We start from the raw sequence: 12,089 nt of genomic DNA on the forward strand, positions 1-12,089 counted from the left end.
AAGCTTTCGAAGATTTCTTCAACAACTTCAACCACTTGCGCTTCCGATCTCTCGTTAGCGGGAGGCGAATTCTACAGACACCAGCAGAGGCGTCAAGCGCTATTTCAAAAAATCGGAATTTTCTTTCTGGGCATCCCCCTCTATCGCTCCCCTCTATATATAGAAAGAGAAAATGACTCTCAGCGAACGCGCTCCGATACTGGAAAGCACGGAGCGAAGCCCACTCGAAAGCGACCAGGAAGCGAAAGAAGATCAAGAGAGGAAAAGAGAAGAAGAAAGACGCGCAAATCAACATGCATCTATAGCGCAACGCTTGGCGTATAGATGGTGTCCCAGGGCCGGTTCGAACGGCCAACCTTCCCCTTAGGAGGGGGATGCTCTATCCAATTGAGCTACTGGGACAAATGGAAGCCGTCAGGCTAAGAGCCCAGTGACGGACGGCGTGCATGTTAACGGCCAAGATAGATTTTGTCATGTCGTCCGTAGGCATTTTGAGTGTAGGCCTAAGCTTGCAGAAGCAAACGCAGTTCAACCCGGCAAATTCGGGCTGCAAATGGAATCGTGCAAATTGCATTGACCCAAAAAGCGAATACATTGCAAATTGCATTCTCTACCCTCACAAAACCAATGCAACCAGTTGATTTTAAAGCATTAAAATATTGGCACGACACCTGCTATACGTCTCCTATAAGCCAGCTTTGCAAAAACTAGTCAGCGGAGAATAGAACCATGAATAGCGCCGCCCTGTTAGCCCTGAATACCGTAGCCTTGGCCGCGCTGGTGATATTTCATTTTCAGTCCACGAATGCCCAGAACACGACACAGATCAACCAGCCGGTTCCACATCACCTCCAGCAACGCCCGCAATTGGCTGTAATGACCGCCGCCCCGCCCTCCCCCGTTTACACGGCTCAAGGCGCTCAGACTTCGACCACATCCAAACATTGGATCTTCTAAGAGAGCCACCAGCCCCGATCCCGGGTTTGGCGTTCATGCAATTCTGTACCCCTATGACCCAGCCGGGGCATTTATGGCCGGCGTAGCGTCCAGTAGCTTCACGCCGACCCGGTCTGCCGGATGAAATCTAGCCAATACCGCACAGAACCACTTCAGCTCGACCTTATGTCGCCTGACGCTAGCAAATCGGCAAACTGCCACTAGTCTTAAGATTGAGGGCAAAAGGCCATATTGCGGTAGGATGTGCGCCCTCAACCCGCGTGCAGCCTGGGCTTGCGCGACGATCTGAATTCCAGATGCTGCGCAATTTTTTTTCCAACCAGTCCGCAGAATTGAAAATGAGTGCTGGCATAAAGCCTGTAGGCGGTTCAATATTTGTCACAGAATTGACGCCAAGTAAACGTCAAATCTGAGGCATGATGCGGCCTCTTTGCAATTCGGGTTGAACTTTGGTCGTGAGCCTTGTCTTAACACTCATCTTGCGGCCAATTCCAGAAACCGCTCCTCTGAACTAACCGGTTAAATATATGCGCCCATTGAAACAGGCAATTTATTCCAGCCGTACGGCTGACAAGTTCGTCGTACGTCTGCCAGACGGAATGCGGGAACGCATTGCCGAGGTGGCTCGCAATCATCACCGCAGCATGAACTCCGAAATCATCGCCCGCCTGGAGCAGAGCCTTATTCAGGAAGGGGCGCTGGGTGAGGAGTTGAGCATGCGCATGGACAGCCCAGAGCTGTCACTGCATGAACGCGAGTTGCTGCAGCGTTTTCGTCAACTCTCCCACCGCCAGCAAAATGCTCTCGTCTCGCTTATCGCACACGATGTTGAGGCAGCCGCAGAAGCCAATTGATTCACCATTGAAAGTAGAAGCCAGCCAAGTGCTGGCTTTTTTTTGTGCGAAATCTGGGAAAGGAGTATGGAACGAGGGGCAGAATTGCCCCCCGCGAAAAGGCATCAGAGCAGGAAGATCGTTGCCAGGCCCAGGAAGATGAAGAAACCACCACTATCGGTCATGGCGGTAATCATCACGCTGGCCCCCATTGCCGGGTCGCGACCCAAGCGTGCCAAAGTCATAGGGATCAGTACCCCCATCAGAGCGGCCAGCAGCAAGTTGAGCGTCATGGCAGCCGTCATTACAACGCCGAGCGACCAACTTCCATAAAGCATGTAGGCCACAATACCGATCACCCCACCCCATACGACTCCGTTAATCAGCGCCACCGCCAGCTCCTTGCGCATAAGGCGTGACGTATTACCGGTGTTCACCTGATCAAGCGCCATGGCTCGTACGATCATAGTGATCGTCTGGTTGCCGGAATTACCACCAATACCGGCAACAATGGGCATCAACGCTGCCAGAGCCACCAGCTTCTCAATCGAACCTTCGAACAACCCAATCACTCGCGAAGCAATGAAGGCGGTAATCAGGTTGATAGCAAGCCACGCCCAACGGTTACGCAAGGAACGCCAGACCGAAGCAAAGATGTCTTCCTCTTCACGCAGACCCGCCATGTTGAGAACTTCGGTCTCACTCTCCTCACGAATCAGGTCAACCATTTCATCGATGGTCAGACGACCGATCAGCTTGCCGTTCTTGTCGACCACCGGAGCAGAAATCAAGTCGTAACGCTCAAATGCTTGAGCGGCATCATAGGCGTCTTCGTCCGGGTGAAAACTCACCGGATCACTGGCCATTACCTCCGCAACTTTCTTCTCAGGGTCGTTGACCAACAGGCGCTTGATCGGCAGTACGCCCTTCAGGATACCTTCGTAATCAACGACAAACAGTTTATCAGTATGGCCTGGCAGCTCTTTAAGACGGCGTAGGTAACGCAATACCACTTCCAGGCTGACGTCCTCGCGGATGGTGACCATCTCGAAGTCCATCAAAGCGCCGACCTGGTCCTCGTCGTAAGACAACGCGGAACGCACGCGCTCACGTTGCTGGCCGTCGAGCGCCTCCATCAGCTCATGGACAACATCACGGGGAAGCTCTGGAGCAAGGTCCGCCAGCTCGTCCGCATCCATCTCCTTGGCCGCTGCCAGGAGCTCGTGATCGTCCATGTCGGCGATCAGGGTTTCACGGACCGAGTCGGATACTTCGAGGAGGATATCACCGTCGCGGTCAGCCTTGACCAACTGCCAGAGCGTCAGCCGGTCATCCAGCGGCAAGGCTTCGAGGATATAAGCAACGTCGGCAGAGTGCAGGTCATCGAGCTTGCGTTGCAACTCGACGAGGTTTTGCCGGTGGACCAGGTTTTCGACGCGGTCGTGATGCGGACCTTCCTGGCGGTGCGTGAGGTCTTCGACCACGCGCTGGCGCTGCAGCAGCTCGATGACTTGAGCCAGACGATCCTGCAGGCTTTCCTGTGTTTTCTTTACTTCTACTTCGGTCATAGGCGAACTCCACTCCCAGCAGCGGGGCACGCCGGAAGGATCAATCAGTCAATTCATGATTGGTAAAGCGGGGTACTGAGTAACTACTGGGTAAGTCCATGGAGGTATTCCACAAGCCCCGGCGGGGCTGACGGGCACAATGATACACGCTGCGTGCGCTTTTAACGTTAAAAAACTGGAAAGAACAAGCGCTTGCGAGACAAAGCTCAGATTGGCTGCATCTATGAACTGCGACGACGCAGCCCGAAGGGAAAATACATGAAGCAGGAGAAAAAGATAATGCCTGCGAGAAAACCTACACAAACGCCAGACGGCAAAAAGCCCGCACTAGGCGGGCTTTTTGTTTGTATGGTGCACTCGACAGGATTCGAACCTGTGACCGCTCGGTTCGTAGCCGAGTACTCTATCCAGCTGAGCTACGAGTGCAAGTTGTGTTTTTAGACCAGATCACAACTGGTTGAAGCCAAGCCACCTGCATTGCTGCAACTGACTCTTAAATGGTGCACTCGACAGGATTCGAACCTGTGACCGCTCGGTTCGTAGCCGAGTACTCTATCCAGCTGAGCTACGAGTGCATTTGTTGCCGCGCATTATAGGCCGTTCAATCTCTATGTAAAGCTATTTTTTCGAGTATTTTCAACAACTTACCGAAAAAACCAGATTGCAACGTACTAAGCAAATAATGGCGGAGAACGGGGGATTCGAACCCCCGACACCCTTTTGAGGTGTACTCCCTTAGCAGGGGAGCGCCTTCGGCCACTCGGCCAGCTCTCCGCAACACGGGGCGTATATTAACCACGTTCATCCCCGTTTGCAAACATAAAAAACGATAAAAATTAAAGGCTTGGTTCTTCGTCCTTCTCTTTCTTGATCCGCAGGTAGATTTCCTCGCGGTGAACAGCCACCTCTTTCGGAGCATTAACCCCGATGCGCACTTGATTACCTTTGACGCCGAGCACGGTCACGGTGATTTCGCCATCACCGATAATCAGGCTTTCTGCGCAACGACGAGTCAGAATCAACATACCTTTCACCTCACGCATTTCAGTTCAGGAACAACAGTCTGCAAAAAAAAGGCCCTCGACCTACAACCCGAAGGCCATAGCCCTACCACCTAAGTATTGTCGAGCCCACACAAAAGAACATGCGCCCCACAAAAAAATGAAAGGCGCGGTAAACCGCGCCTTCCTGGCATCACATCACTCGCCCTGTCGGGCCGGGGCATCCAGCTCGAAAGCGGTATGCAGTGCGCGTACAGCCAGCTCCAGGTACTTCTCTTCGATCACTACCGAGACTTTGATTTCCGAGGTAGAGATCATCTGGATATTGATGCTTTCCTTGGCCAGAGCGCCGAACATACGGCTGGCAACGCCGGCATGGGAACGCATGCCCACACCTACGATCGACACCTTGGCAATCTTGGTATCGCCGATCACTTCACGGGCGCCAATTTCGTTAGCGGTGTTCTGCAGGATTTTCAACGCCGCATCGTACTCGTTGCGGTGTACGGTGAAGGTGAAATCGGTGGTGTTATCGTGCGAGACGTTCTGCACGATCATGTCGACTTCAACGTTCGCATCGCTGATAGGGCCCAGAATCTTGAAGGCCACGCCCGGGGTATCCGGTACGCCACGGATCGTCAGCTTGGCTTCATCACGGTTGAAAGCGATACCGGAAATGATCGGCTGTTCCATGGATTCCTCTTCATCAATAGTAATGAGGGTGCCCGGACCCTCTTTGAAGCTGTGCAATACGCGCAGCGGAACGTTGTACTTGCCGGCGAACTCTACTGCGCGGATCTGCAGCACCTTGGAACCGAGACTGGCCATTTCCAGCATCTCTTCGAAGGTGATCTTGTCCAGGCGCTGGGCGACCGGCACCACACGTGGGTCAGTGGTGTAGACGCCATCCACATCGGTGTAGATCTGGCATTCATCAGCCTTGAGGGCCGCCGCCAGAGCCACACCAGTGGTGTCCGAACCGCCACGCCCCAGGGTGGTGATGTTGCCGTGCTCGTCCACGCCCTGAAAGCCCGCCACAACTACCACGCGCCCGGCTTTCAGATCAGTACGGATTTTCTGATCATCGATTTGCAGGATGCGTGCCTTGGTATGCGCACTGTCGGTCAGGATGCGCACCTGGCTGCCAGTGTAGGACACCGCCGGCACGCCACGCTTGTTCAGCGCCATGGCCAGCAACGCAATGGTCACCTGCTCGCCAGTCGACACGATCACATCCAGCTCACGCGGCAGCGGCTGTTGATCACCACTGATTGCCTTGGCCAGATCGATCAGGCGATTGGTCTCGCCGCTCATGGCCGACAGCACCACCACCAGGTCATCCCCGGCATCGCGGAATTTCTTAACCTTGTCGGCGACCTGCTCGATTCTTTCGACAGAGCCGACCGAGGTGCCTCCAAATTTCTGTACGATCAAAGCCATTTCTAAGCCGCCTCAGCCCGTAAAGGGGCGCCCAATAAACAAATCTTGCAGCACCGCAGCGAGCCCACGACTAGACCATGGGCTCATTAACAGCGCCTTAAATACCGGCCTCGACAAACGGTACGGTCAGGCCCAGGGCCGCGTCCAGGCTGCCGGCATCTACACCACCGCCTTGCGCCATGTCCGGACGACCACCGCCCTTCCCGCCCACTGCCGCGGCGGCTTGTTTCATCAAATCACCGGCTTTGAGTTGGCCAGTCAGGTCTTTGGTTACACCAGCAACCAGAACGACCTTATCCTCATGGACACCGCCGAGCAGGATCACTGCGTGGCCGAGTTTGTTCTTCAACTGATCGACCAAGGCCAACAGCGCCTTGCCGTCCTGGCCGTCCAGACGCGCAGCCAGCACTTTCACGCCCTTGACGTCCAACGCTTGAGCAGACAAATCGTCACCCGCCGCGCTGGCTGCCTTGGCTTGCAACTGCTCCAGCTGTTTCTCCAGCGCACGGTTGCGCTCAAGCACCGCAGACAGTTTGTCGATCAGGTTGTCGCGGCTGCCCTTGACCAGGCCCGCCGCTTCCTTGAGTTGTTCTTCGGCGGCGTTGAGGTAGGCCAGGGCCGCAGCCCCGGTCACCGCCTCGATACGCCGCACGCCGGACGCCACACCGCCTTCACTGATGATTTTCAGCAGGCCGATGTCGCCGGTACGGTTGGCATGGATACCGCCGCACAGCTCCACCGAGAAGTCGCCGCCCATGCTCAGTACGCGCACGCTGTCGCCGTACTTCTCGCCGAACAGTGCCATGGCGCCTTTGGCCTTGGCGGTCTCGATGTCGGTTTCTTCAGTCTCGACCGGAGTGTTCTTGCGCACTTGCGCGTTGACGATATCTTCCAGTGCCTTGATCTGCTCGGGCTTGATCGCTTCGAAATGGCTGAAGTCGAAGCGCAGGCGCTGACTGTCGACCAACGAACCTTTTTGCTGAACGTGCTCGCCAAGCACCTGGCGCAACGCAGCGTGCAACAAGTGAGTGGCCGAGTGGTTCAGCGCGGTAGCGTGACGCACGTCGGCATCGACCTGGGTATCGACCGGCGCACCGACCGTCAAGTTACCCAACACCAGCACACCGTGATGCAGGAAAGCCCCGCCGGTCTTGGTGGTGTCACGCACTTCAAAGCGACCCGACGTCGAACTCAGGAAACCACAGTCACCCACTTGCCCACCGGACTCGGCATAGAACGGGGTCTGGTCCAGGACCACTACCGCTTCGTCGCCTTCATTCAATACGTCGACCGACTTGCCGTCCTTATAGAGGGCAACGATCTTGGCCGACCCCACGGTCGCCTTGTAGCCGATGAAATCGGTAGGCACGTCCACCTTGACCAGGGTGTTGTAGTCCAGGCCAAAGGAACTGGCGGAGCGCGCACGCACGCGCTGGGCCTCCATTTCGCGCTCGAAACCGGCTTCATCGATGGTCAGCTCGCGCTCACGGGCAATGTCGGCGGTCAGGTCCATCGGGAAGCCGTAGGTGTCGTACAACTTGAACACCACGTCGCCCGGCACCACGGTACCTTTGAGCTCAGCCAGGTCCTGCTCGAGAATCTTCAGGCCGTGCTCCAGGGTCTTGGAGAACTGCTCCTCCTCAGCCTTGAGCACGCGCTCGATGTTTTCCTGCTGCTGCTTGAGCTCCGGGAAGGCGTCGCCCATCTCGGCGACCAGCGCGGCCACGATCTTGTAGAAGAAGCTGCCGGTGGCGCCCAGCTTGTTACCGTGACGGCAGGCGCGACGGATGATACGACGCAGCACGTAGCCACGGCCTTCGTTCGACGGCAGCACGCCATCAGCAATCAGGAAGCCGCAGGAACGGATGTGGTCCGACACGACCTTGAGCGACGACTGGTTTTCATTGGCGCAGCCAATCGCCGCAGCCGATGCGCTCAGCAGGTTGGTGAACAAGTCGATTTCATAGTTGGAGTGAACGTGCTGCATCACCGCACTGATCCGCTCCAGGCCCATGCCGGTATCCACCGACGGTGCCGGCAGCGGATGCAACACGCCGTCGGCGGTGCGGTTGAACTGCATGAACACGTTGTTCCAGATCTCGATGTAACGGTCGCCATCTTCTTCCGGCGAGCCCGGTGGGCCACCCCAGATGTCGGCACCGTGGTCATAGAAAATCTCGGTGCAAGGACCGCACGGGCCAGTATCGCCCATGGTCCAGAAGTTATCGGACGCGTAAGGCGCGCCCTTGTTGTCGCCGATGCGGATCATGCGCTCGACGGGCACACCGACGTCCTTGGTCCAGATGTCATAGGCTTCGTCGTCTGTCGCGTAGACGGTGACCCAGAGCTTTTCCTTGGGCAGCTTCAACACACCGGTCAGGAAGGTCCAGGCGAACGTGATCGCATCTTTCTTGAAATAGTCGCCGAAGCTGAAGTTGCCCAACATTTCGAAGAACGTGTGGTGGCGAGCGGTGTAACCGACGTTTTCCAGGTCACTGTTCTTACCGCCGGCGCGTACGCATTTCTGGCTGCTGGTAGCGCGGGTATAAGCGCGCTTCTCCTGGCCCAGGAAGCAGTCCTTGAACTGGTTCATCCCCGCGTTAGTGAACAGCAGGGTCGGGTCATTGCCAGGGATCAAGGAGCTGGAGGCTACACGGGTGTGACCTTGCTCTTCGAAGAAGCGAAGGAAGGCTTCACGGATTTCTGCGCTTTTCATTAGGTTCTTCCACGGAGTCTGCGGCCAAAGGCCAGTGCGCAACATCATCAGACGGAGCGACGGCAAAGGGCCGCATTATATCGGCCCTTTGCCGGTGGTACAGCGTGTTTATGCGATAGAAGCATTCAATTAGACGGCCAGCACTGTCATTTTCGGGAAAACTCGACGAATGCCTGCACGACTTGCTCGATCTGCGCCCGGCTGACATCCATATGCGTGACCATGCGCAGACGCGGCGCGGCGACCAACTTGATCCCCCGCTCGGCGGCAAACGCCCTCAGGGCCTGAGCCTGCCCACCGATCTGCACGTAGACCATATTGGTCTGCACCGGCTCCACTTCATAACCGGCTTTGCGCAGTTCATCGCCCAGCCACTGGGCATTGGCATGGTCGTCGGCCAGGCGCGCCACCTGATGATCCAAGGCATACAGCCCTGCCGCCGCCAGCGAACCTGCCTGACGCATACCGCCGCCGACCATCTTGCGCAAGCGACGCGCCTTGGCGATCAACGCCGTAGAGCCGCACAACACCGAACCAATTGGCGCGCCCAGCCCCTTGGACAAGCACACCGAGACCGAGTCGAAATACTGGGCAATTTCCCGCGCCTCCACACCGAGCTTGACCGCCGCGTTGTAGAGCCGCGCACCGTCCAGATGCAGGGCCAAACCACGCTCACGGGTCAACGCGCGGGCCTTCGCCAAGTACTCCAGCGGTAGAACCTTGCCCTGCATGGTGTTTTCCAGCGCCAGCAAGCGGGTGCGGGCGAAGTGGAAATCGTCGGGCTTGATCGCCGCCGACACCTGGTCCAGGTCCAGGGAGCCGTCCGCCTGCGCCTCCAGCGGCTGCGGTTGGATCGAGCCCAATACGGCCGCACCACCCCCTTCGTATTTGTAGGTGTGGGCCTGTTGGCCGACGATATATTCCTCGCCGCGCTCACAGTGAGCCATCAACGCCAGCAGGTTGCTCATGGTGCCCGTGGGCACGAACAGCGCCGCCGCAAAGCCCAGGCGCCTGGCCAGCTCAGCTTCAAGGTGGTTGACGCTCGGGTCTTCACCGTAGACGTCATCACCACTGACCGCACTGGCCATCGCGTCCCGCATGCCGGGGGTGGGTTGGGTCACGGTGTCGCTGCGCAGGTCGATCACTGACATGAAACTGGCCTCTGTGAGTGGGTAAGCCCCTTAGAAGGAGATTACTGCGGGCAAAGCCGCGAGATATCAAGCCCTACGTGTATTCAAATGAATACCAACCAAACAAACCGATATAGCTTATCGATACAGCGGCCGTGCAGTTTTTGAAAAACCGTGTTAAAAACTCTCCGCCGCCAGGGTTCTGGCGGCAACGTTCTCAGGGCGGGGTGTAATTCCCCACCGGCGGTAATTGCACGCAATGTGCATAGCCCGCGAGCGCTTGGCGCCTTGAACTGCTCACGCAGGACGGCGACAAGGTCAGCAGACCCGGTGTGATCCCGGGGCCGACGGTCATAGTCCGGATGAAGAGAGAACGGGATTGGCACCTAAGGGCCGTTCGCTGACCTCATGCGTGCATGACCGGCGTTGCGCACCCTTAAATCCCATTCGATTCATAACGCCCTGTTTTTTTCTTAAACAGGAGTCAGAACATGCAACCCACCGCAATCGACAGCAAAAGCAAAAACCATCACGGCGAGCGTATCGCGTTTATCCAAGCCTGCTGGCATAAGGATATTGTCGACCAGAGCCGTAAAGGTTTCCTTGCCGAAATCATCGCCCAGGGCTACCAGGAATCGGACATCGACTTCTTCGAAGTCGGCGGCGCGTTTGAAATGCCCCTGCACGCCAAGCTGCTGGCCAAGACCGGCCGTTATGCCGGTATCGTGGCTGCCGCGCTGGTGGTGGACGGTGGCATCTACCGTCACGAATTCGTCGCCCAATCCGTGGTCAGCGGCCTGATGCAGGTGCAGCTGGAAACAGAAGTGCCGGTATTCTCGGTTTCCCTGACCCCGCACCACTTCCACGCCGGCAGCGAGCATCATGCATTCTTCCATGATCACTTTGTGCATAAAGGCCAGGAAGCTGCGCGCACTTGTGCCGATACCCTGCACAAGGTGCGTGCGATCCGTCGCAGCGAACCACGTGCCTTAGCAGTCTAAACAACACCACAAAAACAATGTGGGAGGGGGCTTGCTCCCGATGGCGGTGTCTCAACTACAGATGAGTTGACTGTCACACTGCCATCGGGAGCAAGCCCCCTCCCACATTTGGATCCTGGTATGCCTTGAGACCTATATCAGGCCCGCATCCGTCGTCGGCACAATCAATATCCCCGCGCGCAAACCATTCTTCACCTTCGGGTTGGGGAAGATGATGCGTGCACCCTCCTCCTCGATCACCCAGCGGGTCTTGGCCACGTCTTCGGCCAGCAGGTAGCCCTTTTCCAGCTCCGAAAAATTTTCCACGTCTGCCGGCAGGTGCAGCAGGAAAGCGTCGCTGTGCTTGATCACTTCACGCGCAACGGCGAACAGTTTCAGGCCGTCGAGGCTGTCGGTCTCGGGCTCGGTGCCTTCGATGATGTGCTTGAGGCGAGCTTCCAGGCGCGACACATCCACGCCGTCGTTCTGCCCGAACGGCCGCGCCTTGCCCAGCTCCAGGGTGAAAGCCTCGGCGCCCAGTTGCTCATAGGTAAAAGCGGAGAAGGTAATCGAGGTCTTGTTCTGCATCAGCACCGCTTCCATGCCGGCCGCACGCAGGCGCGCAAGCTCACGACGCGAATGCTGGCGCCCCTCCTTCCAGGGGTACAGGGCGAATTGCTCGATCTTCGAACCCCGAATCGCCGTATGCAAGTCGTAATGCAGGCGCGAACGGCCTGGCTGGCTGAAGAAGCTGCGGGCCAGTTGCTCAAGTTCAGCGGCACGCATGGCTTCAGGGCCGATATTTTTTTCATGACGGCCGTTGAACAGCCGGTTGATGTCCAGTTCGAGGTAACGCTCACCGCGACGCATCGCCTCGGGGTTGCCGAACAGGAACAGAATACGGTTGCGGGGTTTGATCTCCCCACGGGCGATGCCATGCAACAGGCGGTCGAGCAGTTCGATCGGCGCGGTTTCGTTGCCATGGATGCCGGACGACAGCAGCAGGTCGCTGCCGTTGTCCTTCGCTTCAGGCGGGCGGACTTCAAGTGCGCCCTCGCTGAGCCAGCGCATCTGCACGCCGTCGACAGTCAGTTGAATTTTTTGCGCCGGTTCGCGACCGGCGAGGGTCAGTTCAAGCAGTTTGCCGAGGGCGAGCATAAGCAGCTTCCTTAGTGGTTGCAGCCAGGACCGTGGACGTGATCGTCGTCATCGCCGTCGACGTCGGCCGGCTCCATTTCCAGTTGCAGGCTCATCAGGTTGGTAGCCAACGGGCGCATCAGCAGGTTGGCGTACTCGGCGTCGCCTTCTTCCACATCCACGCCGATCAGCAACTGGCCACGGCCGTCGTGCTGGATCCAGATCTCCTTGCCCTGCCACACCACGGCAACGCGGGTGCAGGAGGTTTCCAGCTGGGTGCCGTCGGTATCTTCAAGGATCAGTTTCAGGGTGTCGGTGGTCATAAAT

10 protein-coding genes, 4 tRNA genes and 1 riboswitch are annotated in these 12,089 nt (G+C 57.3%); of the genes, 3 read left to right on the forward strand and 11 right to left on the reverse strand.

Features of this window, described 5'->3' with window-relative positions; translation table 11 throughout:
* Positions 1-325: 325 nt before the first annotated feature.
* Positions 326-402: transfer RNA gene (locus tag DK870_RS28360), tRNA-Arg, on the reverse strand.
* A 327-nt stretch (positions 403-729) separates the two neighbouring features.
* On the opposite strand from DK870_RS28360, the gene DK870_RS28365 reads away from it, so the two are divergent.
* Both DK870_RS28365 and DK870_RS28370 read left to right on the forward strand, forming a co-directional pair.
* Positions 730-957: a hypothetical protein gene (locus tag DK870_RS28365; RefSeq protein ID WP_104994604.1), complete on the forward strand. Its 228-nt coding sequence runs from the start codon at positions 730-732 to the stop codon at positions 955-957.
* Between the two features lie 527 nt (positions 958-1,484).
* Positions 1,485-1,811, forward strand: coding sequence for an Arc family DNA-binding protein (locus DK870_RS28370; protein ID WP_060757333.1), 327 nt, complete (start codon positions 1,485-1,487; stop codon positions 1,809-1,811).
* Between the two features lie 104 nt (positions 1,812-1,915).
* Here DK870_RS28370 and mgtE read toward each other — a convergent pair whose 3' ends face one another.
* From mgtE to ltaE, 8 genes are all read right to left on the reverse strand, one after another.
* Positions 1,916-3,358 (reverse strand): magnesium transporter, encoded by a 1,443-nt coding sequence (gene mgtE / locus DK870_RS28375; protein WP_060757332.1) that lies wholly within the window; start codon positions 3,356-3,358, stop codon positions 1,916-1,918.
* A gap of 349 nt (positions 3,359-3,707) precedes the next feature.
* Positions 3,708-3,784: transfer RNA gene (locus tag DK870_RS28380), tRNA-Arg, on the reverse strand.
* A gap of 72 nt (positions 3,785-3,856) precedes the next feature.
* A tRNA-Arg gene (locus tag DK870_RS28385) sits at positions 3,857-3,933 on the reverse strand.
* Positions 3,934-4,041: 108 nt separating this feature from the next.
* Positions 4,042-4,132, reverse strand: a tRNA-Ser gene (locus DK870_RS28390).
* Between the two features lie 62 nt (positions 4,133-4,194).
* Positions 4,195-4,383, reverse strand: a complete 189-nt coding sequence (gene csrA, locus DK870_RS28395) for a carbon storage regulator CsrA (RefSeq protein WP_003175645.1) — start codon at positions 4,381-4,383, stop codon at positions 4,195-4,197.
* 174 nt (positions 4,384-4,557) lie between these two features.
* Entirely contained in the window at positions 4,558-5,799 is a 1,242-nt protein-coding gene (locus DK870_RS28400) for an aspartate kinase (RefSeq protein ID WP_060757331.1), read from the reverse strand.
* Between the two features lie 97 nt (positions 5,800-5,896).
* Positions 5,897-8,515 carry an alanine--tRNA ligase gene (gene alaS, locus DK870_RS28405; protein WP_090369068.1) on the reverse strand — a complete coding sequence of 873 codons (2,619 nt, stop codon included), beginning with the start codon at positions 8,513-8,515 and terminating at the stop codon, positions 5,897-5,899.
* Between the two features lie 146 nt (positions 8,516-8,661).
* The gene (ltaE, locus tag DK870_RS28410) at positions 8,662-9,666 is read right to left on the reverse strand and encodes a low-specificity L-threonine aldolase (RefSeq protein ID WP_060757329.1); all 1,005 of its coding nucleotides are present in this window, start codon (positions 9,664-9,666) and stop codon (positions 8,662-8,664) included.
* A gap of 188 nt (positions 9,667-9,854) precedes the next feature.
* Positions 9,855-10,024: riboswitch (FMN riboswitch) on the forward strand.
* 112 nt (positions 10,025-10,136) lie between these two features.
* Here ltaE and DK870_RS28415 point away from each other — a divergent pair.
* On the forward strand, positions 10,137-10,646 hold the full coding sequence (locus tag DK870_RS28415) for a 6,7-dimethyl-8-ribityllumazine synthase (RefSeq protein WP_104994607.1): 510 nt from the start codon (positions 10,137-10,139) through the stop codon (positions 10,644-10,646).
* Positions 10,647-10,778: 132 nt separating this feature from the next.
* Here the strand turns inward: DK870_RS28415 and astE are convergent, their stop codons facing one another.
* Together astE and DK870_RS28425 are read right to left on the reverse strand one after the other, a co-directional pair.
* The gene (gene astE, locus DK870_RS28420) at positions 10,779-11,783 is read right to left on the reverse strand and encodes a succinylglutamate desuccinylase (protein WP_060757327.1); all 1,005 of its coding nucleotides are present in this window, start codon (positions 11,781-11,783) and stop codon (positions 10,779-10,781) included.
* 11 nt (positions 11,784-11,794) lie between these two features.
* A complete protein-coding gene (locus DK870_RS28425) occupies positions 11,795-12,085 on the reverse strand; it encodes a hypothetical protein (RefSeq protein WP_060757326.1) in 291 nt (96 codons plus the stop codon).
* Positions 12,086-12,089: the final 4 nt, after the last annotated feature.

It is taken from the genome of Pseudomonas sp. Q1, assembly GCF_009935975.1.
Classification (GTDB): domain Bacteria; phylum Pseudomonadota; class Gammaproteobacteria; order Pseudomonadales; family Pseudomonadaceae; genus Aquipseudomonas; species Aquipseudomonas palleroniana.

Excerpts from the sequence above, each read along its gene's own strand:
- DK870_RS28365 (WP_104994604.1), top strand. The coding sequence starts at position 730 with ATGAATAGCGCCGCCCTGTTAGCCCTGAATACCGTAGCCTTGGCCGCG.
- DK870_RS28370 (WP_060757333.1), top strand. The coding sequence starts at position 1,485 with ATGCGCCCATTGAAACAGGCAATTTATTCCAGCCGTACGGCTGACAAG.
- mgtE (WP_060757332.1), bottom strand. The coding sequence starts at position 3,358 with ATGACCGAAGTAGAAGTAAAGAAAACACAGGAAAGCCTGCAGGATCGT.
- csrA (WP_003175645.1), bottom strand. The coding sequence starts at position 4,383 with ATGTTGATTCTGACTCGTCGTTGCGCAGAAAGCCTGATTATCGGTGAT.
- DK870_RS28400 (WP_060757331.1), bottom strand. The coding sequence starts at position 5,799 with ATGGCTTTGATCGTACAGAAATTTGGAGGCACCTCGGTCGGCTCTGTC.
- alaS (WP_090369068.1), bottom strand. The coding sequence starts at position 8,515 with ATGAAAAGCGCAGAAATCCGTGAAGCCTTCCTTCGCTTCTTCGAAGAG.
- ltaE (WP_060757329.1), bottom strand. The coding sequence starts at position 9,666 with ATGTCAGTGATCGACCTGCGCAGCGACACCGTGACCCAACCCACCCCC.
- DK870_RS28415 (WP_104994607.1), top strand. The coding sequence starts at position 10,137 with ATGCAACCCACCGCAATCGACAGCAAAAGCAAAAACCATCACGGCGAG.
- astE (WP_060757327.1), bottom strand. The coding sequence starts at position 11,783 with ATGCTCGCCCTCGGCAAACTGCTTGAACTGACCCTCGCCGGTCGCGAA.
- DK870_RS28425 (WP_060757326.1), bottom strand. The coding sequence starts at position 12,085 with ATGACCACCGACACCCTGAAACTGATCCTTGAAGATACCGACGGCACC.